At 64.1% G+C, this 21,893-nt stretch carries 21 protein-coding genes; 8 read left to right on the top strand and 13 right to left on the bottom strand.

What is annotated here, in order from left to right:
- From AC628_RS10565 to AC628_RS10590, 6 genes are all read right to left on the bottom strand, one after another.
- A partial coding sequence (locus AC628_RS10565) for a DUF2341 domain-containing protein (protein WP_143201535.1) occupies positions 1-627 on the bottom strand: 627 nt, incomplete at its 3' end.
- Between the two features lie 5 nt (positions 628-632).
- Positions 633-2,303, bottom strand: a complete 1,671-nt coding sequence (locus AC628_RS10570) for a ShlB/FhaC/HecB family hemolysin secretion/activation protein (protein ID WP_245321126.1) — start codon at positions 2,301-2,303, stop codon at positions 633-635.
- Positions 2,304-2,684: 381 nt separating this feature from the next.
- Positions 2,685-3,668 carry a FecR family protein gene (locus AC628_RS10575; RefSeq protein ID WP_083632764.1) on the bottom strand — a complete coding sequence of 328 codons (984 nt, stop codon included), beginning with the start codon at positions 3,666-3,668 and terminating at the stop codon, positions 2,685-2,687.
- Positions 3,669-4,128: 460 nt separating this feature from the next.
- Positions 4,129-4,671 carry an RNA polymerase sigma factor gene (locus tag AC628_RS10580; protein WP_074126792.1) on the bottom strand — a complete coding sequence of 181 codons (543 nt, stop codon included), beginning with the start codon at positions 4,669-4,671 and terminating at the stop codon, positions 4,129-4,131.
- A gap of 163 nt (positions 4,672-4,834) precedes the next feature.
- A complete protein-coding gene (locus AC628_RS10585; protein ID WP_074126793.1) occupies positions 4,835-5,563 on the bottom strand; it encodes an energy transducer TonB family protein in 729 nt (242 codons plus the stop codon).
- Positions 5,560-6,330, bottom strand: a complete 771-nt coding sequence (locus AC628_RS10590; RefSeq protein WP_083632766.1) for an STN domain-containing protein — start codon at positions 6,328-6,330, stop codon at positions 5,560-5,562. The genes AC628_RS10585 and AC628_RS10590 overlap by 4 nt, the downstream gene beginning before the upstream one ends.
- Before the next feature lie 419 nt (positions 6,331-6,749).
- On the opposite strand from AC628_RS10590, the gene AC628_RS10595 reads away from it, so the two are divergent.
- The 6 genes from AC628_RS10595 (at position 6,750) to AC628_RS10620 (ending at position 14,297) form a co-directional block, all read left to right on the top strand.
- Positions 6,750-7,457, top strand: a complete 708-nt coding sequence (locus AC628_RS10595; RefSeq protein WP_050419958.1) for a TetR/AcrR family transcriptional regulator — start codon at positions 6,750-6,752, stop codon at positions 7,455-7,457.
- A 21-nt stretch (positions 7,458-7,478) separates the two neighbouring features.
- A complete protein-coding gene (locus AC628_RS10600; protein ID WP_074126794.1) occupies positions 7,479-8,450 on the top strand; it encodes an ABC transporter permease in 972 nt (323 codons plus the stop codon).
- 41 nt (positions 8,451-8,491) lie between these two features.
- Positions 8,492-9,508 carry a sugar ABC transporter substrate-binding protein gene (locus tag AC628_RS10605; RefSeq protein WP_074126795.1) on the top strand — a complete coding sequence of 339 codons (1,017 nt, stop codon included), beginning with the start codon at positions 8,492-8,494 and terminating at the stop codon, positions 9,506-9,508.
- A 78-nt stretch (positions 9,509-9,586) separates the two neighbouring features.
- A complete protein-coding gene (locus tag AC628_RS10610) occupies positions 9,587-11,710 on the top strand; it encodes an ABC transporter permease (RefSeq protein WP_074126796.1) in 2,124 nt (707 codons plus the stop codon).
- Positions 11,707-12,804 carry an SMP-30/gluconolactonase/LRE family protein gene (locus tag AC628_RS10615; RefSeq protein WP_074126797.1) on the top strand — a complete coding sequence of 366 codons (1,098 nt, stop codon included), beginning with the start codon at positions 11,707-11,709 and terminating at the stop codon, positions 12,802-12,804. The genes AC628_RS10610 and AC628_RS10615 overlap by 4 nt, the downstream gene beginning before the upstream one ends.
- Positions 12,801-14,297: a sugar ABC transporter ATP-binding protein gene (locus tag AC628_RS10620; protein WP_074126798.1), complete on the top strand. Its 1,497-nt coding sequence runs from the start codon at positions 12,801-12,803 to the stop codon at positions 14,295-14,297. The genes AC628_RS10615 and AC628_RS10620 overlap by 4 nt, the downstream gene beginning before the upstream one ends.
- Positions 14,298-14,361: 64 nt before the next feature.
- On the opposite strand, the gene AC628_RS10625 is transcribed toward AC628_RS10620, so the two are convergent.
- The 4 genes from AC628_RS10625 to AC628_RS10640 all read right to left on the bottom strand — a co-directional run bounded on the left by AC628_RS10625 (position 14,362) and on the right by AC628_RS10640 (position 17,127).
- A complete protein-coding gene (locus AC628_RS10625; RefSeq protein WP_074126806.1) occupies positions 14,362-14,739 on the bottom strand; it encodes a hypothetical protein in 378 nt (125 codons plus the stop codon).
- A gap of 153 nt (positions 14,740-14,892) precedes the next feature.
- On the bottom strand, positions 14,893-15,177 hold the full coding sequence (locus tag AC628_RS10630) for a DUF5658 family protein (protein WP_245321127.1): 285 nt from the start codon (positions 15,175-15,177) through the stop codon (positions 14,893-14,895).
- Positions 15,164-15,964: a sterol desaturase family protein gene (locus tag AC628_RS10635; protein ID WP_074126800.1), complete on the bottom strand. Its 801-nt coding sequence runs from the start codon at positions 15,962-15,964 to the stop codon at positions 15,164-15,166. The genes AC628_RS10630 and AC628_RS10635 overlap by 14 nt, the downstream gene beginning before the upstream one ends.
- Before the next feature lie 245 nt (positions 15,965-16,209).
- Positions 16,210-17,127: a LysR family transcriptional regulator gene (locus tag AC628_RS10640; RefSeq protein WP_210190184.1), complete on the bottom strand. Its 918-nt coding sequence runs from the start codon at positions 17,125-17,127 to the stop codon at positions 16,210-16,212.
- Between the two features lie 111 nt (positions 17,128-17,238).
- Between AC628_RS10640 and AC628_RS10645 the strand changes: the two genes are divergently transcribed.
- Complete coding sequence (locus AC628_RS10645) at positions 17,239-18,015, top strand: SDR family oxidoreductase (protein ID WP_074126801.1); 777 nt, start codon at positions 17,239-17,241, stop codon at positions 18,013-18,015.
- Positions 18,016-18,054: 39 nt separating this feature from the next.
- Positions 18,055-19,077 carry a glutathione S-transferase family protein gene (locus tag AC628_RS10650; protein WP_074126802.1) on the top strand — a complete coding sequence of 341 codons (1,023 nt, stop codon included), beginning with the start codon at positions 18,055-18,057 and terminating at the stop codon, positions 19,075-19,077.
- A 145-nt stretch (positions 19,078-19,222) separates the two neighbouring features.
- On the opposite strand, the gene AC628_RS10655 is transcribed toward AC628_RS10650, so the two are convergent.
- The 3 genes from AC628_RS10655 to AC628_RS43875 all read right to left on the bottom strand — a co-directional run.
- Positions 19,223-20,356, bottom strand: coding sequence for a helix-turn-helix transcriptional regulator (locus tag AC628_RS10655; protein ID WP_074126808.1), 1,134 nt, complete (start codon positions 20,354-20,356; stop codon positions 19,223-19,225).
- Between the two features lie 232 nt (positions 20,357-20,588).
- A complete protein-coding gene (locus AC628_RS10660; RefSeq protein ID WP_074126803.1) occupies positions 20,589-21,182 on the bottom strand; it encodes a hypothetical protein in 594 nt (197 codons plus the stop codon).
- A 14-nt stretch (positions 21,183-21,196) separates the two neighbouring features.
- The coding region (locus tag AC628_RS43875) for a YadA-like family protein (RefSeq protein WP_210190185.1) at positions 21,197-21,893 on the bottom strand (697 nt) is incomplete at its 5' end.

The raw sequence follows: 21,893 nt of genomic DNA on the forward strand, positions 1-21,893 counted from the left end.
CGGAACGGTCACCGGCGCGCGGCCGTCGAGCCGCAGCCCGGTTCCGATCAGCGAGCCGTCCGCCGGCTGGCCGACGCTTTGCGCGTTGTTGGCCCAAACCGAGGAATCGATCGCCGGCGTGCCACGCTCGTTGAAGTGATAGACCGTCAGGGTGTCCGGATCGTAGGTTCCCTTGGGGTCGCTGGTCGCAAGCGCTTTCTTGTTGCCGTAATAGAGCCAGATATCGGTCCGCGCGCCCGGCGCAATGTTCGGCACCGCAACCCAGACCAGGCCTTCGCCAAGCAGGGAGTCGAACTTCTCGATGTGATGCTTCAGCGGCGTCTTGTCGTCACCGGCGACGAACCGCAGATCGCTGCCGTCGTCTTTCGCCGCGCTGAAGCGGAAATTCCCGACATGCAGCCGCACCAGCACCGGCGTCGCCCCGATCGGATCGGTGACGTTGGCGCCCGATGCGCTGACGTCGACCGTGATCTTCTTGCGCAGCGACCATTCGTCGTTCCACCAGGCATTTGCCGGTGCGAGCGTCGTCAGCAGGGCGACGAGCCCGAACAACAATGCCGTCGCGACGTTCGCAATGCCTCGGCGCAGTGCCGGCCGGCGCGTGCGTCGCTCGAGAGTAAGACCCATCCCCATCAGAATTCACCCCAGATTCGGAAGTTCACGCGCGGACTATTGGCGTGCGTGTATGCTTGAGTAACGCCCGGCACCGAGAACGCGACCATGCCGTTGAAATATTCGAGCGTCTTGAATCGCGTGCCGACGCCGTAGCTCCATGCGACGAATGACGACTCCTGCCCCGGAAGCGGCTGCTGGATCGACGCGTACCCGCCGTCCATGAACGTGAAGAAGCGCCAATCGTTGAACGTGACGAAGCGCGGCTTGCCGTCGCCGGTTTCGCTCTTGAGCTCGCCTTGCAGCATGCTGCCGACATTGGGCGTGCGCAGCTCGAAATTGGCGACCGCGCCGTTGTCGCCGAGCACCTCGGACTCGAGGTAGCCGCGAACGGTATCGAGACCGCCGAGGCTGAACTGCTCGCTCGAGACCAGCGGACCGTCGGCGATCTGCCCCTGCACCTTGCCGTAGAGCTGGAAACCTTCCGGCAGCTCCTGGGTATGCGAGACGTCCATGTTGAAATGGGTGAAGCTCGGCGAAGCCTTGAAGCGCTTCGCGTCGAACTCGTCCCACGGGCTGCTCAGCGTCCGGATGTTGTAGGTGATGCCGGCATTGAACTGGGTCGTGAACTTCTCGTCTTGGAACGTCGCCCCATAGCTCGCGACGACAGGATAATAAGTGACCGGAGACGAGAAGCCGTCGGTGCCGAGCTTCACGGTCTGGTCGAAATGCTTGTAGTCCATGCCGACCGACAGCGTATGGAACAGGCCTTCGCGGGTCGGCAGGGTGATCACCGCGCGCTCGCCGATGATCATGCCGGGGCCGACCACGTTGGTGCCGCCGATCGTCGCGACATTGCTGTTCGACTTGACACTGTAGAACAGCAGATTGAGCCAGTCGGCGTTCGGGATCCGCGCCATGTAGGAGCCGGAGAACACCTCGGCATCGCTCGGACGTTCCGGCGCGACCTGATAGGTGAAGCTCAGGGAATGACCGAGCTGCCACAGATTGTCGTAGTGTACGGTGGCGGAGACGCGGCTCGCCGTGGTGGACGGCGATTGCCGGTTGTTGGCTTCGAGGCTGGCGTGGAACGGCGCCTTGTCCTCGACATTGAGGTCGACGTCGACGGTGCCCGGCGCTACGCCGGCACGCAGCGCCGGGGTGACGCGGCGATCCGGCCACTGGTTGAGCGATACGATGTCCTTGGTGACATCGGTGAAATTCGGAACGCTGCCTTCCTTCAGCGAAGGCGCACTGTCCTTGATCCGGTCGAGATCGAAGTAGCGCGAGTTCTTCACCCGCAGCCGCCCGACCTTCAGTTCGGTCACCTTGAGGGTGACCACGCCGCCCGTGACGTTCTGCTGCGGGACCGCGACGCTGACGGTCTGGAAACCCTTGTCGTGATACGCCTTCTCCAGCGCGGCCCGCGCCTTCTCGACGTCTTCCGAAGTCTTGCCCGGACCGAGGAACGGGTAGATCGCCTCCTCGATCTCGACCTGCGGCAGCTTCTCGGCGCCTTGTACGGCAAAGTCGTCGATGTCGAAGCGCTGCGGCGGCGCCGACGGCTTTTGCGCCGGCGCGTTCGCCTGAGCCGGCTGCTTGCCCGCTGCCGGCGCGCCAGCCGCAGAATCCTTCGCAGCAGAATCCTTCGCCGCATGCGCCGGAGCGACAGCTGTTACGGAGCCAGCCACGGTGAGTGCCGCAGCCGACACAAGCAACCCGACCCGACATCGCGGACGATGTCCAGAAACCCAATGATGTCTTCGACTACGCACAGACGTCCCACTTAGTTCGCGCAGACGCGCGCCATCGCGACGGGAAGGCCGCGATGACGACGCCTTACTCAGAAGACGTCTGGGCAAACGCAAACCCGCAAAAGAATCTGCGGCATCGCGGAATAAATTTTTGGTTTGTTAGGAAATCGAGCGGCGCGGCGTCGATTCGTTCGATGGGAGCCCCGTTCCGATTGAAGCGAACGGCGCGCTGGATCTTTCTTGTCGCGTTTTCTTCACGCGAACCGGTACCCATCCCGCATCAAGTGCGGGACAGGCTTCGCTCGAAAACGCTCCGGGTCAGCTCATCAGCACCACACCGCCGGGCAGCGATGTGATCCGCGCGCCGAACAGCTGCTCGACCTGGGCGACGAAATTGTCGAGCTTGTCGACCTGGAATGTGCCGTTGACGAGCCGGCGCTTCAGTTCCGCATTGGTGATGATGATCTTTCCGGCGCGGTACCGGTTCACCTCGTCGACGACGCTCGCCAGCGGCCGGTCGCGAAAGATCAACAATCCGGTCTGCCAGGCCGCGACCTGCTTGGCGTCGACCGGAAGCGATGCCTGCAAGCCCGCGCGCGAGTAGCTGACCTGTTCGGCCTTGCGCAGTTGCACGGAGTGGCCATCCTGCTCGACGGTGACGATGCCGTCGAGGCACGTCACCGAAACGATGCCATCGAGGCAGCGCGCGTTGAAATCGGCCTGCAGTGCACTGATGCGTCCGTCCCGCGCCAGCATCACCAGCGGCGTCGAGGACGACCTTCGCGCAACCACCGAAGCCTCGCCCGAAATCAGTTCGACCCGCGTCTCGTTCGGCGCGGGCCGTAGCGCCAGGCTGGTCTGGGTGTTCAATTCAACCGAAATGTCGGGCGCCAGCATCACCTTGCGCTGTTCGCCCTTCCCGGTCCGGTAGTCGGCCGAGAGCTCGTCGATCGACGGCCACATGTCGAGTGGCGGACGGATCATCATATAGCCGGCCGCAGCCGCAATCGCGCCACCGAGCACGATGCGGCGCGTCAACAGGCGCGACGACCGGGGCGGCAACGCCACGACGGAAGCGGTTGCGGCCTGTTCTTCGGCAAGCTCCTTTGCAGCGACGCCGGCGGTGCGAAACAGCCGGGCCGCCCTCCTGAACGCTTCCTCGTGGTCGGGACTTTGCGCGCGCCAGCGTTGCAACGCGTCGACGTCGGCGCGTGTCGGCGCACCGGCTTTCAGCCGAACAACCCAGTCAAGCGCCTCATCCAGCAACGGATCGGGCCCGGAAGTGCGGGTCGGCTCGGTCACGACGGATCGCTCATCACCCTGCTCGCCAAACCTCAACCTCCACGCGTCGAGCACATAGCGAAGGTCGCTATATAGACGATTCCGACGGCAGCAGGGCACCGCAATCGGCCGTTGCGCACAACGCAGGCAGAAACATCCGGCAATCGCAACTCGCGCGGCATCGCGCACGACATGGCAGCGCGGCGACTGCCTGCCGGACCGATAGGGTCTGAACCTGTTTTCAAGCGGCTCAACACTTCCAGCGAACCTTTCCCAGGCACCCAACGGCCTTACGCGATCGCTCTCTACTCTATAGACGACGGAAAGCCTGCTATCCCGCAGAACAAAGGTTGAAAATCCTGCAGCTTGTGACCCCCGATTTCAGGTCAAGCGATTGCAGTCGTTGGAAATAGTTCCGCGCAATAAATTTCGACGGCGTGCTGCGCGTTGACTGCGCGCGTCGCGGCAGCGGCGAATTCGATCACGAACGGGGACGAGGACCGCCGAGACGACGGATCAAAGTATAGTCGAGGCAATCGGCGCAATGGCTCAGGGCCAGCTTCAAATCGCTTTCCACCGTTCGCACGCTGACGCCGAGGCGGGTCGCCACATCGTGCGACGTCCGTCCCTCGATCGTAATACTATAAAGTACATCGCGCGGCCGCTCCGGCAATTCGGCCAGCGCCCGCTTGAAGGCATCAATTTCGGATCGCGCCTCGACGATTCTCGCCGGGCTTGGTCCGTCGTCACTCACATCAAGCAATGAATCGATTTCGGCCGCGCTGACGCGGAGATTCTGCGCCTTCTGGCGATCCCGGGCGATGTTGATCGCGATGCGGAATATATAGTCGGCAGGGCTGCGGATCGGCACGGCGTCGGTGACCCGCTCCAGCCGCAGGAACGTCTCGTGCAGGGCTTCGTACGCGAAGTCCGCCGATCCCAGACGACGGGTCAATTTCTTGACGAGGCCGTCGTAATTGTCTGCCAGCTGGCCCCGCAGCCGCACTCGATTGATTTCAGCCACGTTTCGCGGCCTCCCAGACACCAGCCCGATATCCAGATTGCATTGTTCTTGAAGCTGCCAATCTCGTAACGGCCGGGCACAACACATTTATGACGGCAACAAGTCGACACCGAACGACACGCAAGCTGGTGCACCGCGGTCACAACGGTGCCGCGCGATCGGATCAGGCCGGGTCGAAGACGAGGGTGATCTGGATATTGAGCCGATCGGGCAGCGCCGACGGGATCGACGGCAGCGGCTGCGCCCGCCGGATCGCGTCGACGGCCGCCTTGTCGAGCACGGCCTGTCCCGAACTGGTCTTGACCCAGACTTCAAGCAGCGTGCCGTCCCGCTGCATGGAGAACAGCGTCTCGACCGCCCCGTGCAGTCGCCCGAGCCGCGCCGCATTCGGATAGCGCTGGTAGCGCGCGACATGACGAAGCAGCGTCTGCTGAAACTTCACCGCGACGCTGTTGGGCGGCGCATCGGCAGGCGACGGCGTCGGACGCAGGCTCGGCACGGCCGGCTCCGCCGGCATCGGCTCCCGCGCCGGGGCCGCAGTCAGATTGTCGATCGGCGGATCGGAGCTTTCCAGCGACACCTCGGTCCGGCTCGCAATCGTCGCGGTTTGCGGCTGCGACACCGGCGCAACCGGGATCGGCGCGGGCGATGGGCTCGGCAGCAGCCGAACCTGGACGATCGAGCTCTGCTCCCGGCTTGCCGGTCCGGCCGGCGGTTGCAAGCGGATCCAGTAGATTCCCCCGACGAACAGCAGCGTCGCAATGGCCGGCACCAGCAGCAGGCGCAGAATCTCGCCCGAGGTCCACGCGCTCGGATCCTCGGGATGGAACAGCAGCGTCATCGGCCTCATGCCGCGCGCGCCGCCGGGTCCGCTGGTGTCGTTGGCGCTCATTGGAACGATTTCACCCGGATCGCGATCCGCACCGGCTGTGAGGCGTTCGCGGGCGTCGTCCGGCTGACGGTCAGTCCTTGCAGCGCCGCGGTCACGGCTGCATCGCGGTTCTGATCGCCGGTCGAGCGCAACAGCTGGGTTCGCCGGATCGTGCGCGAGGGATCGATCCACAGATCGACAACGAGCTGATAGCTGCCGCCGCGCGATCCGATATTCTTCTGCAACGCCTTTTGAATGTCGAACTGCAGGCTCTCGCTGTAGTCGCGCAGCGCGCCGGCGTCGTTGCCGTCGCTGCTCGCCCGCACCTGCAGCGTGCCGAGCGACAGATCCGCGGTCGCAAGCGGGCTCGCCGGCGGATGGTCGGCGCGCACGCTGCGCGACGCGAGGGTGATCGCATCCGGGCGAATGTACTGAACCTTCAGGTCGGTTCCCGTTAGCAGCAAGTTCAGTGCATCCTCCGGCGTGAGGCTGCCTTCGACCGACGTCGACTTCCGGCCGGTTGCAGAATTGCTCTCATAGAGCACCTGCACGCCGGTTCGCTCGCCATAGGCCTGCAGCGCGCCGGCAAGCTGCTGGGCGGGGATGTTGAACGCGATCGGCGCCGATGCGGCAACCGTCTCGTGCTGCTGCGCGGCAACCGCGCAGATGCTGCCGATCAGCAGCGCGGCACAAATCCCGAACAGATACCGCGGTGTTGCGGAGGCCCCCGGAGCGTTGGCGCCGATCGCAGCGCCCGCGCGTGCACCATATGATCCAACTGCCGTCATAACCTTGCTTCGGCCCAAAGTGACCGCGGGTGAAATTCGGCCAGGATGTCTGTGCGGCTTAGCCTTCCAGCCAGCGAACCTGCGTTCTTTATATCGGGAATGTGACGGCCGTCTAACCGGCAATCCGGCCGGCAGGCTGCCGGGAATTTGTGCTGATCTTTCAGCGCGAAAAGTTCCCGAGCATCGCAGCAGCGGCGCCGAGCTCCGGGCCAGCGGCACGGCGTGACCAGAAAAACGAGCGAGCGCTCTCTCAGAAAATTTGCTCATCCCCCTTTTCCGAACGCCGGTTCGTGGGCTAGGAATTAGGCAAGGGCGCAAAGCCCGGCCTGGACCGGCAACAAAATGAAACGGTCCGGGGACATAGCCAGGGAGGCAACGTGGGTCTCGCGCGTCAGCGGCCGGGGACGAATGCGTTCGCTATGGACGTGCTTTGTGCACGCATCCTCGAACGGCATCGCGATTCCGTTCGAGTCCAGAAACCGCATCTCGCCGTTCCGAACCTCACGCGCATCATCGGCGCCACGCTGACGCTGTCCAACAAGCACGGTTTTCACGCCACCACGCTGCGCCAGCTCGCGGAGGCCTCCGGCCTCAGCATGGGCGGCCTCTACACCTATTTCGACAGCAAGCCGACGCTGCTGTCGATGATCCTCGGCGAGGTCGCCGAGACGGTGGCGGAGGTCCTCAACCAACCGCCCGCCGACGTCAAGCAGGATGCGCGCAAGCATCTGCACTGGATCATCGCCACCCATGTTCGCATGAGCGAGGCGATGCAGCCCTGGTTCGTGTTCTGCTTCATGGAAGCGAAGTCGTTTCCGCCCGCGGAACGCCAGCGCGCCATCGAGATGGAGGTGATGACCGAGAAGATCATCGCCGGCGTGCTCAAGCAGGGCGTCGCCAGCGGCGCGTTCGCGATCGACCAGGTGACGCTGACGGCCTCGCTAATCAAGCCGCTGCTGCAGGACTGGTATGTCAAACGCGCCAAATACCGCCGGCGCGGCACCTCGATCGAAACCTACATCAACGCCGTCAGCACGTTCGCCGACGCCGCGGTCGCCGGCAAGACGCGGCCCGGCCGCGTCGCGACCGGCTCGCGCAGCAAATCCAGGCAGACGGCGCACCCATAGCCCTTAGGGAAGGACGAGGCAATGAAGCGATTGCGATTCAATCAACAGGAGATCGTCTTCGCCGTCTTTGCCGTGCTGTTCCTGGCGTTCTCGATTTTCCTGCGCGGCTTCCTGACGCCCGAAAACATGCTGACGCTGCTGCAGAACGTCGCGGTGCTCGGCATCCTCGGGCTCGCCATGGCGATCGTCGTGATCGGCCGCGGCATCGATATCTCGCTGATCGCAGCCCTCGCGGTGCCTCCGGGGCTGGTGCTGCAGATGGTGCAGAACGGGCACTCGCTGCCGGCCTCGCTGCTGACCGCCGTGCTGCTCACGATCGCATTCGGTCTGGTCAATGGCTGGCTGATTGCCTATGCCGAGGTGCCTTCGCTGTTTGCGACACTGGCAACCGGCCTGCTGCTCGCCGGCCTCGGACAGGCCGCGCTGTTTCAGCTCGACGTCGTGCAGTGGAGCGACGGCATGAAGGGCTTCGAGCGGCTCGGACAAGGCACCATCCTCGGCATCCCGACCTCGATCGTGATGTTCGCGATCGCCTGCGTGGTGGTCGCCTTCCTGCTGCGCCAGACGCGGTGGGGCGCCTATATCTACGCAATCGGCGACAATCCCTACGCGGCCCGCGTCACCGGCATCCCGTCACGTCCGATCATCGTGCTGCAATATGTCGTCGCGGCGCTGATCGGCTGCTTTGCGGGCCTGGTGATGGCGGCGTCCGTCAACTCGATGCCGACCCGCGTCTTCAATTCGACCCTGATCTACGACGTTATCCTCGTCGTGGTGCTCGGCGGCATCGGCCTGTCGGGCGGCCGCGGCGGCGTGCTCAACGTCATCATCGGCACGCTGCTGATCGGCACCATGCTCAACGGCATGACCATCATGGACATCTCCTACGCCGGCCAGAACCTCGTCAAGGGCGTCGTCCTGCTGCTCGCCGTCATCACCGATTCATTCCTGAATCCGCGCAACGAAGAAACGGCACAGCAGGGCGACATCTGAACCAAGTCAAAGAACGATCAATCACGACCAAGGAGGAAGCAATGAAATACGCTGTCAGGACTGCAAAGGTGATCGCCGCAGCGCTCGGCCTCGCGGCCATCGCCGCACCGGCTCTGGCCCAGCAGGGCCTGGACGAGCCGTTCCAGAAGCCGTTCAAGGAGTCGCTCGCCGGCAAGACGGTGGCCTACGTTCCGGTCGCCATGAATTTCGACCTCACCGAAGGCTGGTACGCCGGCATGAAGAAGGAGCTCGAGCCGTTCGGCGTCAAGTTCGAGATCCGCGATCCCAACTGGAACACCAATGCCGGCGCGCAGGCGGTGACCTCGCTGATCTCGGAGAAGCCGGCCGTGATGGTGATCCATAATCCGGACGTGCAAACCTACGCCAAGCTGCTGCAACGCGCCGAGAATGAAGGCATCTACGTGATCCAGATCAACATGGGATCGGCCTATCGCTCTTCGGCTTTCGTCGGCGCCAACTGGATCGAGATCGGCGAGAAGGACACTGAAGCCGTGGTCAAGGCCTGCCAGGGCAAGTCGAACAAGATCGCCGTCGTGCAAGGCGCGCTCTCGGCGGCCGCCAGCGCCTACACGCTCAAGGGCGTCGAGAACGTGCTCGCCAAGCATCCCGAGATCAAGGTGGTCTCGAGCCAGGCGGCCGATTGGGACGCGGCAAAGGCCAAGGCGATCACCCAGACGGTGCTGAAGCAGAATCCCGATCTCTGCGGCATCGTCGGCTTCTGGGACGGCATGGACATCGGCACCGCGGCCGCGGTGAAGGAAGCCGGTCTCACCGGCAAGGTGTTCGTCGCGACCTCCGGTGGTGGCGAGCGCAAGGGCGCCTGCGAGCTCGTCAAGTCCGGCGCCTTCGATCTCAACCTGAGCTACGACGTGCCGACCCAGGCCGCGCAGATGGCCGGCACCATCAAATGGCTGCTGTCGTCGGGCGCCAAGGCCGGCTCGATCAAGGGTTCGGAATACACCACGCTGATTCCGATCACCAAGGAGAACGCGGACAGCCAGACCGCGTGCTGGAATCTCAGTGACCTGAAGAAATAGCCGCAGCCATTCCCGCTTGACGTCCCGGGTGATCTCGCCCGGGACGTCGATCTCCGAAAAATCGAACGCCTTGCTGGAATGCCGATGCGCGACACCTTGACGAGCCTGCGTTACCGTTACTGGCCGGATCATCTCCTCGGCGAGATCCTGTCCAAGCGTTGGACCGAGACCGCAATTCCGGTGATCCTGCTTTTGATCGTCGGCTTCGCGCTCAGCCGCTCCATCGATCATTTCCTGTCGCCGTCGAGCCTTGCCGACACCGCCCGGCAGGCCGGCGAGATCGGCTTCATCGGGCTCGGCATGGCGTTGGTCGTCATCGTCGGCGGCATCGATCTGTCGGTCGGCTCGATCTTCGCGCTGACCGATTTCTGCGCGCTCTATCTGCTCGACGTGCTGAACTGGCCGGTGCCCGCGGTGGTGGTCGCCACCCTCGCCTGCGGCGCGCTGCTCGGCGCCGTCAACGGCGTCCTGATCGGATATCTGCGGCTACGCGCCTTCATCACCACGCTGATCACCCTGATCATCTACCGTTCGGCGTTCGATCTTCTGATCCAGCGCTACTCCAACTCGATCGCCGCGGCGTTTCCCGACATCCCGTCGTGGAATTTCATCGGCGGCGGCGACGTGTTCGGCATTCCGAGCGTCGCGCTGGTCTATATCGCGATCGCGATCTTCGGGCATATCTTCATGACGCGGCTGCGCCCGGGCTGGCACATCACCGCGATCGGCGGCTCGCGCCGCTCGGCCTACAATTCCGGCATTCCGGTTCGCCGCACCATCGCGCTGTGCTATGTCGCAAGTGGTGCGCTCACCAGCATTGCCGCGCTGTTCTTTGCCGCGCGCCTCGGCACCGTCGGCGGCGACATCGGCGTCGGCCTCGAGGTGATCGTGCTGACCGCAACCGTGCTCGGCGGCATCACGCTCGGCGGCGGCAAGGGCTCGGTCGCCAAATCGCTGGTCGGCGTACTGATCGTGCTTCTGATCACCAACGGACTGACCACGCTGAACGCGCGCGGCGGCATCAACCGCATGGCGCTCGCGGGCATCCTGCTGGTCGCGGCGATGGTCGACATCCGCTGGCAGAAGAACCGCACCCGCATCATCAGCAAGGTCTATGTCGCGCCGACCTATCACGCGCTGCCGCCGCCGCCGGCCACCGAGATCGGCCAGGGCGGCCCGTTCGAGCAGAACGACAAGCTGCGCGACGTCGAACTGATCGGCCTCGGCCGCATCGAGGCGCCGGAGGACGTGATCCTCGATCGCAACAACAATCTCTACGCCGGCTCGCGCCATGGCGACATCATGCGCTTCTTCGCACCCGACTATCAGCGGATGGAGGTGTTCGCCCATATCGGCGGCCAGCCGCTCGGCATGGCCTTCGACCGGCAGGACAATCTCTATGTCTGCATCGGCGGCATGGGGCTCTACCGGATCAAGCCCGACGGCACCGTGGAGAAGGCGACCGACGAGACCAACCGCAGCATGCATTCGGTGAATGACGACAGCCGGCTGCGGCTGGCCGACGACCTCGACATCACCGACGACGGCCTGATCTTCTTCTCGGAAGCGACCGTGCGCTACGAGATGGATGAATGGCCGATCGACGGCCTCGAGGCGCGCGGCAACGGCCGCATCATCTGCTATGACACCAAGACCGGCGCCACGCATACCGCGCTGCGCGGCCTCAAATTCCCCAACGGCATCTGCGTCGCCAGCGACGGCCAATCGATCCTGTTCGCCGAAACCTTCGGCTGCTCGATCAAGCGGCTGTGGTTCGCCGGACCGAAGAAGGGCCAGGTCGAGGTGGTGATGGACAATCTGCCGGGCTACCCCGACAACATCAATCTCGCCTCCGACGGCAATTACTGGCTGGCGCTGGTCGGCATGCGCAGCCCCTCGCTCGACCTCGCCTGGAAGATGCCGGGCTTCCGCCGCCGCATGGCCAAGCGCGTCCCGGTCGACGAATGGCTGTTCCCGAACATCAACACCGGCTGCGTCGTCAAGTTCAACGAGCAGGGCAAGATCCTCGAATCGTTCTGGGACCTACATGGCGAGAATCATCCGATGATCACCTCGATGCGCGAGCATCGCGGCTATCTTTATCTCGGCGGCATCATGAACAACCGGATCGGCCGTTACAAGCTGGAGAACGCAGACCCGAACTTCGTGCAGTACGACAAGCGCTGGGGGAAAGCGTCGTGATCGCGGCCGTCAGGGAATTCGCCAACCGCTTTCTCGGCCGTGGCGAGGCCACCATCACCGTGCCGTCGTTCGACGGCGCGCTCAAGCCGAACCAGAAGCTGGAGGCCGCGACCACGCTGCTGGAATGCGAGGCGCCCGAGGACCTCGCAACCGACGGCCGCAACCTTTACGTCGCCGACGGCCGGCGTCTGCTCCGGCTGGACGGCAACACAGCTATCGAGTTGCGCAGCTTCGAGCAGCCGATCTCGGCGCTCTGCGCGCTCAATGACGGCGGCATCGCGGTCGCGCTCGGCGGCCGCGAGGTGCGCCTCTACGCCGATCCTTCCGCGGGCGAACCGGGCGTGACGTTCCGCGACACCGCCTTCAATGCGATCAACGCGCTGACCTTGGCAGGCGACGGCACCCTGATCGCAACCGACGGCTCGACGACCTGCGGCGTTGACGATTGGGCGCGCGACCTGATGGAGCTGAATCGAAGCGGCCGTGTGTTCCGGCTCGATCCCAGGACCCGATCGGTGAAGCCGCTAGCCGCAAAACTCGGCTATGCCTTCGGTGCCTGCGCGCGCGGCGATGGCGTGCTGGTCAGCGAGAGCTGGCGGCATCGTCTCGTCCTCGTCACGGATGGCAAGGCGCCGCAGATCGTGCAGGGTCACCTGCCGGTCTATCCGTCGCGGCTGTCGAAGGCTGCGGGCGGCGGCTATTGGCTCACCGCGTTTACCGCACGTACCCAACTAATCGAATTCGTGCTGCGCGAGCCGGCCTACCGGCGCCGCATGATGGCCGAGATCGACCCGGCCTATTGGGTGGCGCCGCGGCTGCGCTCGGGCTTCTCGTTCAAGGAGCCGATGCAGGGCGCGCACATCAAGACGATGGGCGTCATCAAGCCATGGGCGCCGCCGCGCTCCTACGGCCTCGTGATCCGGCTCGGCGAAGACGGCAAGCCGCTCTATTCGCTGCACAGCCGGGTCGACGGCGTCAACCACGGCGTCGTCGCGGCGCTCGAGCTCGGCGGCGACCTCGTGCTGATCGCCAAGGGTCCGGGCCGCGTGCTGAAACTGCCCCTTGCCGGGCTCGCCGAGGAGGTCGGCTCATGAGCGACACCGTGCTGTCCCTGCGCAAGGCCACCAAGCTTTACGCCGGCGTGCCCGCCATCGAGGGCGTCGACTTCGATCTCCGCCGCGGCGAGATTCACGCGCTGGTCGGCGAGAACGGCGCCGGCAAATCGACCCTGACCAAGGTGATGGCCGGCGTCGTGACATTGACCTCGGGCGACATGACCGTCGATGGTTCAGCGGTCGCGCCACGCACGCCGCTCGAGGCGCGCAATCTCGGCATCGCCATGGTGTTCCAGGAGAACAGCCTGGTGCCGACCATGACGGTCGCGCAGAACCTGTTTCTCGGACAGGAGCAATTCTACAACCGCCTGCGCGGCATCTACATCGCCGCCCAGCAATTCCTGCAATCGCTCAATTTCGACGTGACGCCGACCGCGACCGTGAGCGGGCTCGGCGCCGCCAAGAAGCAGATGGTGGAGATCGCGCGCGCGGTCCTGCACAAGGCCAAGGTCATCATCTTCGACGAGCCGACCGCATCGCTGACACCGGAGGAGAAGAAGTACTTCTTCGACCTGGTCCGCGATCTCAAGAAGCGCGGCGTCTCGATCGTCTTCATCTCGCATGCGCTGGAAGAGGCCCTCTTGCTCGCCGACCGCATCACCGTGCTGCGCGACGGCAAGCACGTCATCACCGATGACGCGGCGAAATTCGACCGGGCGGCGATCGTGCAGGCGATGGTCGGCCGCGACCTCTCGAACACGCTGTATGGCGCGCGGAAGGCCAGCGTCCGGCCGGCCGGCGCGCGCGTGCTCACGGTGCAGAATCTCAAGATGGCGCCGATGGTGAAGAACAATTCGCTGTCGGTGTTTGCCGGCCAGATCACCGGCGTGTTCGGCCTGGTCGGCGCCGGCCGCACCGAAACCTTCAAGATCGTATCCGGCGTCTTGAAGCGCGACTTCTTCCACGGCGGCGAGATCCTGCTGCATGACAAGCCGGTGCGCTACCGGGTTCCGGCGCCGGCGGTGAAGGCCGGCATCGCCTATGTCACCGAGGATCGCAAGGTCGAGGGCTTCTTCGAGACCGCCTCGATCGCCCGCAACATCTATCTCGGCCTGCTCTCGAAGTTTCCCGGCGGACGGATGATGCTGTCGCGGCGCGAGACCAACACGGTCGGCAAGAGCTGGATCCAGCGGCTCAAAGTCCGCGCCATCGGCGACGAGGCCAAGGTGGTCGAGCTCTCAGGCGGCAACCAGCAGAAGGTGGTGATTGCAAAATCCCTGGTGCAGGAACCCGAGCTAATCATCTTCGACGAGCCGACGCGGGGCGTCGACGTCGGCGCCATCGTCGAGATCCACGAGCTGATCAACCAGCTCGCCGACGAGGGCAAGGCGGTGGTGGTGATCTCATCCTATTTGCCGGAGATCATGGCCCTCTCCGACCGCATCCTGGTCTCGCGTCAGGGCAAGGTGGTCGAGGAATTCTCCGCGCTCGAAGCCACCGAGGAGAAGATCATGTACGCAGCGATCCATTGATGCCGCACCATCACGACCGGCTCGCCATGCCGTGCCGGAGCACGATCGCGCGCCCGATTCGCCGCTACTGCTTTGGACCAACGGTCCCGGTCGCCTTCAATCTCGCCGACCTCACCCAACCCGAGACGTCGTTGCCCGTCCCTGGATGGAAGTACATCACCGACGACCAGCCATCATTGGTCTGCGCATAGGCGACGAGCTCGTCATTCGGAATCACGAACACCCCACTGATCGGGCAGTGCAGATTCGGCGCGGAGTAGAATTGCAGCCGTCCCTTGCCCGTCACCACATTGGCGAGCGGCGGCGACAGTATCGGGACGCGGCTGGTGCCCGACCGCGGCTCCTTGCAGCTCGATGGCGTCTGCGCGTGCACGGTTGCCCCCAGGGCCCCGAGCATCAGGGCGCCAGCGACGATGCAGCTGAGAGCAAACCTGTCCGACATCATTCATTCTCCCGATCGCGCCGCGCGATCCTCCGTCACTCCAGAGTTTGGAGCCGGACAGGACGGGCAGGTTCTGCGCGCTCAAACGAAAGTTTGCGCGCCCGCAGCAAGACGCGCGCGTCGCCTGTTCCGGCAACGAAATGCGTGTCCGGTTCAGTTTCCGGCGATGATGACGAGGTTGTTCAAGACAGGCGTGGAACAGAAGGCGACGACAAGAGCGATATTGTAGACATTGTTGCTGCGCCAAAGCAGCCACGTCAGGACGAACGTGAGACCCAGCTTGGGGACCAGCCACCATACACCGAACCATGCCTGCGCCATGTGCATGAACGGGTTCAACTCGCCCAGCCCGAGATTCAAGATCACATTCGTCGACTCGAGATCGGCGTATCCCAGCAGCAAGGCGACGAACAGCAAGAGACCCTTAACCCAGTTCATTCTTAGACTCCCCATGCCGAAGATGCCGGATCGGCCAGATCACGCTGTTGATGATGTCCACCCGCTCGGGAGGCACAAGTCCAGTTGCAGGATACTCGTCCGGCTTCGGCACCCACGCCGTGCCAAACAGAATGTCCAGAAGCGGGAAGAAGGCGGCAAAGTTCTTGTCACGGTGCTCGATCTGGACCGAATGATGGATCCGATGCCATTGCGGATTGTTGATCCAGGTCACGAAACGGCCGAGCGGGATGCGGACGTTGAGATGCGCGCAAGCATCGGGGAGGAAGAAGACGAATGCCGCAGCGATCGCCATGTCCGGCGGGATCCGAAACAGGATCGCCATGATCGGAAGAAAGGCGTCGGACAGCACCCTTTCCAACCAGAAATGCCGCCCGCCGGTGATGAACGTAATGCCGTTCGCACTGTGGTGGAACGAGTGCATCGCCCAAAGAAAGGGGACCGCATGCTGCAGCCGGTGGAATGTGTACTTGTAGAGATCGAGCGCCACCACGACGATCGCGAACGAGACGTACCACCAGTAACCTTCGGTCGGCAGCTTGATCCAGCCAAGTCCGGCATAGCTTGCAATCGCACCCGCGCTGATCGCAGCAAGCGGGGCGAACAGGTGCTCCAACCCGACGCTCACGATGACCGCCAGCCAATCAGCACGAAACTCGTCGCTGGAAACAGGCGCAATGGGCCACGTCTTCTCCAGGATTCGGCTGCCGTAGACGACCCCCAGAAGGACCGCCGCACAAAAGACGGCGTTTGAAATCTCACTCGACATGAGAAACGACCCGCCGGTTCAAAGGCCGGACAAAATGAAAAAAACATTCTGCCGCCTATAGGCTAAAAACCTTACTTTTTCCCAACGCTCCGGCGGGCGCAAGCAGGGTTTTTACGGGGCGCCCCCGCCTTCAGCCGATTGTGACGGTGCAGCCGGGCGGCAAACGTGTGCATTGCGTCTGGCTGCGGTCGGTTGGAAGCGGCTGCCAGCCAGGGGGCCGCCTGTCGTGACGGCCTGCTTGACCGTCAATCCCACAGCGGCTTGCCCCGGAATGCCTCGACCAGGAAGTCCACCATCACCCGCACCTTTGCGCTGACATGGCGGCGGCTCGGGTAGACGGCCAGCACGTCGATCTCGGGTGTGTGATAGTCCGGCAGCAGACGGACCAACCGGCCCTGCCGCAGCAGCTCGCCGATCAGGAACGTCGGCTGCAGAATCAATCCGAATCCGGCGGCCGCTGCCGCACAAGCCGTTTCGCCGTTGTTGGTATGGAAGATGTTGGATACCGGCACCGTGTGAAGCTTGTCGTCTCTGTCGAGCAACCGCCACTCCTCGGCCGAGGCGGAGTGGGCGTAGGCAATGCAGGCGTGGTTCCTGATGTCATCCGGGGTCTGCGGCGCGCCATGTCGCGTGACGTAATCCGGTGACGCACAGACGAAGTGATGAATCGCCGCGAGCTTGCGGCTGATCAAGCTCGGTGATCCCTCGCGCGAGATGCGCACAGCCAGATCGAAGCCCTCGTCGACGAGGTCGACGAGCCGATCGACCAGGCTGATGTCCAGTTCGATGTCCGGATAGCGCGCCATGAAACGTGGCCATAACGGCGCGAGATGAAGAATGCCGAAGCTCAGCGGTGCGTTGATCCGCAGACGCCCGCGCGGCTGCATCGCGGTCGAGGACGCGATCGCCTCCGCCTCTGCAACCTCCTCTAGAATCGAGAGCGCGCGGTCATACAGCGTCTTGCCGGTTTCGGTCAGCGACAGGCGCCTCGAGGTCCGGTTGAGCAGGCGCGCCCCGAGCATCTCCTCCAGTTCGTTGATGTAGCGGGTCACATTGGCCGGCGAGGTCTCCAGCTTGTCAGCCGCGCGGGTGAAGGAGCCTTGACCAACCACGGTGGCAAACACCTCGAAGGCACGCAGACGGTCCATGGCAGTCTCGATCATTCAAGAAAACTGAATCATATAACCAGTTTCTGTGCCTTCTTTCCAGTTCTGTGAACGTCTAGTTAAAGTCCCATCACGCCGCGATTGGCGCGGCGGAACGGGAGAACGGACATGGCACAAGGAACGGGACGTCTTTCAAACAAGGTTGCAATCGTGACCGGCGCGAGCTCGGGCATCGGCCGGGTCACGGCCAAGCTGTTCGCGGCCGAAGGCGCGAAGGTGGTGGTTGGCGCACGGCGGGAAAGCGAGCTGGCGAGCCTGGTCGACGAGATCAAGGCCAGCGGCGGGACGGCCGTCGCGCTCGCCGGCGACGTGCGGTCGGAAGATTACGCCAAGGCCCTCGTCGCGCTGGCGGTCAAGGCATTCGGCCGATTGGACATTGCCTTCAACAACGCCGGCACGCTCGGTGAGGGCGGTGCCTCGACGGGCGTCTCCGAGGCTGGCTGGAACGATGCCGTTGCGATCAACCTCACCGGCTCATTCCTGGGTGCCAAGCACCAGATCGCCGAGATGACCAAGCATGGCGGCGGGTCGGTGATCTTCACCTCGACCTTCGTCGGCTACAGCTCCTCATTCCCCGGCGTTGCCGCCTATGCCGCAAGCAAGTCCGGCCTGATCGGCTTGACCCAGACACTCGCCGCCGAGTTCGGCCCGCAGAACGTCAGGGTCAACGCGGTGCTGCCCGGCGCGATCGAGACCGAGATGTATCGCGAGATGAACGACACCCCCGACAAGGCGGCCTTCGTCACCAACCTGCATGCGCTCAAGCGGGTGGGTCGCCCCGAGGAAGTCGCGCGCTCGGTGCTTTATTTGGCGTCGGAAGATTCCAGCTTCGTCACCGGGACCGCATTGCTGGTCGACGGCGGCCTCTCGATTACGCGGACCTGAGGCGGCCGACCAACCACGGCATCGTTCAAGGAGGCTGACATGGGATTGCTGGTCGACGGTAAATGGCAAGACGCCTGGTATGCGACGAAGCCAAGCGTCGGCCGCTTCATTCGCAAGGACAGCTCCTTCCGCAACTGGGTCACGGCCGACGGCAGCGCCGGCCCGACCGGAATCGGCGGCTACAAGGCCCAGGCTGGCCGCTATCATCTCTACGTCAGCCTCGCCTGCCCCTGGGCCCACCGCACGCTGATCATGCGCGCGCTGAAGGGGCTCGAGGACAAGATCTCGGTATCGGCGGTGCACTGGCTGATGCTCGAGCACGGCTGGACCTTTGCCGACGGCCCGGACGTGGTCCCGGACACCGTCTACCACGCCCAGTTCCTGCATCAGATCTATACCGCGGCCGATCCATACTACAGCGGCCGCGTCACCGTTCCCGTGCTGTGGGACAAGCACACCGGCAGCATCGTCAGCAACGAATCGTCCGAGATCATCCGGATGCTGAATTCGGCCTTCGACGGAATCGGCGCCAAGCCCGGCGACTACTATCCGGCTGCGCTCAGCGAAGAGATCGACGCGATCAACGCGCGCGTCTACCACACCGTCAACAACGGCGTTTACAAAGCAGGCTTCGCCACCACGCAGGAAGCCTATGAGGAAGCCATCGCGCCGCTGTTCGACACGCTGGACTGGCTCGAGCAACGGCTTGCCGGCCGGCGCTTCCTGCTGGGAGACAGCCTGACCGAGGCCGATATCCGCCTGTTCACGACGCTGATCCGCTTCGACGCGGTCTATGTCGGACACTTCAAGTGCAACATCCGGCGGCTGGTCGATTACCCAAATCTGTTCGCCTATACGCGCGACATCTATCAGTGGCCCGGCGTCGCCGCGACGGTGAATTTCGAGCATATCCGGCGGCACTATTACGAAAGCCATCGCTCGATCAATCCAACCGGGATCGTTCCGCTTGGTCCCGTCCTTGACTTCACCGCAGCCCACGGACGCGCGCAGCTGGCCGCCGCAAATCTTCCGCGAGCTCATGCGCTTCGGCACGCGGGATAGATCGAGTGTCCACGAGCATAGATGCTCCGTTGAAGCAGCTACCCGGTTGAACACCGGAGATCGCGACCGCGACGAGCAGCAGAACCGAACGCCACTTCGTTGGAGGACGGACGATCCGAGAGAACTGCGGCTCCGAAGCCGAGATTCATTCCTGCTCGGACGGCGCGAAGCCGGCAATTAGCTTCACGAGTTCGGTCTGACCTGCGGTGCTCGTCTTCCGAAACACGTTATGAAGGTGCGTCTTGACTGTGGCCTGCGTCAGCCCGAGCGTCTCGGCCAGCGCCCGTACGCCAGTGACCTTCATGACCGCATCGACAATCCGGACTTCACTCGCCGTGAGCTTGTAGAGCTTTGCGAGCGCCTCCAGCGGCGGCGGATTTGCCGGCGAAGTCTTGCGGACGAACACGGCGGCGACGGCCGAATGCAGCGCGCCGGTCCGCTGCCGGTCGCCCGTGGTCAGCGGCAACACGTAGGCAAAGGAGTCGCCCCGCAGCGAGGTCAGCAGCGGAATCGGGCCGGGGTTGCCGGCTGCGGCGTTGCCGTTCTCGGCTGCAGCAAGCGCCACGCGCAGCGCGCGCTGCGCCTCCGGCGCGACCGCCGTCAATGCCCCCATCCTCTCTGCGAGCAGCGCACCTTCGTCAAGCAAGGCGCGTGCGGGTGCATTGGCGAAGACCAGGCGGGCGCTCGGGCCGACCAGGAAAACGGCGGCCGTGACGTGATCGAGCGTCTGTGTCAGGACCGCCTGTGCGGCCCTGCTCTGGTCGAACAGCCGTCCGATCGAGACCGCGCGTTGAAGATGCGGCAGGATCAGCGCAAGGCGCCGGCGATTGTCCGCATCGACGGGGCCGTCCTCCTCGTTCATCAGCACGGCAATGATGGACGAGCTGGTCGCGCTCTTTTCGACGTTGGCGCCGACAAAATCGATGATGCCCTGCGGCCTCATCCACCCGTCATAGAACACCGTTTCCGCCATTTCCTCGAACGGAACGAGATCGGTGGATCCGTAGACGTGACCGGCGTCGTAGAAGGTGGCCGCTGGAAAGATTGGATTCAGCGGAAGATACTTCTCGTAATAGAGCTTGGTGTAGTGCGGCTCGATATTGAAGAGATGCAGCACCGCGGACTGCTCGGTCGATGCATCGTGCCAGAACAGATTCCCGGAGGAGCCGCCGACGAACACGCAGGCCTGCTCGAGGGCGCGCGGCCAAAGCGCGGGATCGAGCGCGGCGTCATAGACGAGGCCGATCAGCTCTGAGAGCAGCGCAGCTTCAGACCTCACGACCAACTCTTCATCATCGCAAACAACTTATGGGGCATTGGCGCCTCGGTGGCCTTCTACCATACGTTCCATGACGACGGCAAAACTCCGCGTGCACGAATGTTGGGAGGCTGTTGCATGAGGGCGCGGCATGCGATGGCCGATCGGACCGCGGAGCGGGACCGCCGTGCCTATCCTTGAGCCAGCGGCACCAAACGTTGCTCACCAATCGTCGCATCGAAGATTTCTTCGGCTATTTCGCCGGCACACTTGGCTTCGGCGGCGCTGGCTGCTTCTGCGAGACCACGGCCTTGCCCGGTGTCGCCTCAGGCGAGGCAGGCGCGACCGGTGCGGACTGGCCGACCGACAGCGACACGCCGAACACGCGCCATTGGCCATCGACCGGCGCGAACAGCAGCTCGAAATTCACCTGCGCGGGCACCGAAGGGAAAAATCCGGCCATGTGCAGCAACCCGTTCGGCTCGATCTGCGGCAGCAGCGACAATTGCGGATCGATCACGGCGACGCCGGAGAGATCGAGCTTATCGCCTCGCTGTTTGGCGAAGATCTCCGCGAGCCTGGCCGCTGTGTTCACCTGGAAACCGGGGGCGCCGAGATCGCGCAGCACGGTGTAGTTTCCGGTCTTGTTGGCGTGATCGAGCGCGAGCAGCGTCGAGCGGATCAGCATCATGACGCCGTTGCGGTCGATGTTGGCGGGTTTCGCGTGCTGCTGCGCAGCCGATGATGACGGCGACGGGTGCGGCTGCGGCGACGACTGCTGCGCGAACGTCGTTACCGCGCCCAATATCAGGAGCCCAAGGCCGGCACTCACCCAACGCAGCGTCATGGCTAAGGTGCGGCCTACCACTGGATCGACACTGCGCCGCGCCCGCCTGCCACGCTGCGCTCGAGCCCGATGCCGCCGCCGGCATTGGCGATGATCGCATAATTCTTGCTGTCATAGAGCAGCGCAGTTGCGCCGATTGCAAATGCGTTGGCGCCCTCGAAATTGCCGTAACCGGCGGACAGCGCGAATTTGCGGCCCGGCTGCAGCGCCGGCATCGAGCCGGCGGCGAGAGCAACCGCTGTGCCGCTGCGTGCCTCGAAGCGATTGTCCATCACCTGCGATTGCAGCGAGGTGAACTGTGACTGCAATGAGGTGATATTCGCCGGATTGAAGCTCGATGTCGCCAGATTGCCGGCCGCATCGGAGGTGACAAACGACACCGGCCCGCTCTGCGCCGCAAGGCTGGCCGCCGACGCGACGCCGGCCATGCGATAGGTATTGCTCGCGGTCCCAATCGCGACCTGATTGGCGGCCGTCGCCGCTGCGCCGGCACCGATCGCGGTCGAGTTCGAAAAGCTCGCGCTGGCGCCTGCGCCGAGCGCAGTCGCACTGGCTGCGGATGCTGTGCTGCCCTGACCGTAGGCCGTCGCGGCCGCAGCCGTTGCCTTGCTTCCGGCGCCGCTCGCCGTCGCATTGAGGTCCGAGGCTACTGCACCATTGCCGAAGGCGGAGCCGCTGGCGGCGGTCGCGCTGGCGCCGGCGCCGAGCGCG

The organism is Bradyrhizobium sp. NAS96.2 (genome assembly GCF_001908235.1).
Taxonomy (GTDB): domain Bacteria; phylum Pseudomonadota; class Alphaproteobacteria; order Rhizobiales; family Xanthobacteraceae; genus Bradyrhizobium.

What these genes read in the sequence shown, in the direction of transcription:
- AC628_RS10585 (WP_074126793.1), bottom strand. Translation starts at nt 5,563, where the DNA reads ATGAGCGCCAACGACACCAGCGGACCCGGCGGCGCGCGCGGCATGAGG.
- AC628_RS10590 (WP_083632766.1), bottom strand. Translation starts at nt 6,330, where the DNA reads ATGACGGCAGTTGGATCATATGGTGCACGCGCGGGCGCTGCGATCGGC.
- AC628_RS10595 (WP_050419958.1), top strand. Translation starts at nt 6,750, where the DNA reads ATGGACGTGCTTTGTGCACGCATCCTCGAACGGCATCGCGATTCCGTT.
- AC628_RS10600 (WP_074126794.1), top strand. Translation starts at nt 7,479, where the DNA reads ATGAAGCGATTGCGATTCAATCAACAGGAGATCGTCTTCGCCGTCTTT.
- AC628_RS10605 (WP_074126795.1), top strand. Translation starts at nt 8,492, where the DNA reads ATGAAATACGCTGTCAGGACTGCAAAGGTGATCGCCGCAGCGCTCGGC.
- AC628_RS10610 (WP_074126796.1), top strand. Translation starts at nt 9,587, where the DNA reads ATGCCGATGCGCGACACCTTGACGAGCCTGCGTTACCGTTACTGGCCG.
- AC628_RS10620 (WP_074126798.1), top strand. Translation starts at nt 12,801, where the DNA reads ATGAGCGACACCGTGCTGTCCCTGCGCAAGGCCACCAAGCTTTACGCC.
- AC628_RS10625 (WP_074126806.1), bottom strand. Translation starts at nt 14,739, where the DNA reads ATGTCGGACAGGTTTGCTCTCAGCTGCATCGTCGCTGGCGCCCTGATG.
- AC628_RS10630 (WP_245321127.1), bottom strand. Translation starts at nt 15,177, where the DNA reads ATGAACTGGGTTAAGGGTCTCTTGCTGTTCGTCGCCTTGCTGCTGGGA.
- AC628_RS10635 (WP_074126800.1), bottom strand. Translation starts at nt 15,964, where the DNA reads ATGTCGAGTGAGATTTCAAACGCCGTCTTTTGTGCGGCGGTCCTTCTG.
- AC628_RS10640 (WP_210190184.1), bottom strand. Translation starts at nt 17,127, where the DNA reads ATGATCGAGACTGCCATGGACCGTCTGCGTGCCTTCGAGGTGTTTGCC.
- AC628_RS10645 (WP_074126801.1), top strand. Translation starts at nt 17,239, where the DNA reads ATGGCACAAGGAACGGGACGTCTTTCAAACAAGGTTGCAATCGTGACC.
- AC628_RS10650 (WP_074126802.1), top strand. Translation starts at nt 18,055, where the DNA reads ATGGGATTGCTGGTCGACGGTAAATGGCAAGACGCCTGGTATGCGACG.
- AC628_RS10660 (WP_074126803.1), bottom strand. Translation starts at nt 21,182, where the DNA reads ATGACGCTGCGTTGGGTGAGTGCCGGCCTTGGGCTCCTGATATTGGGC.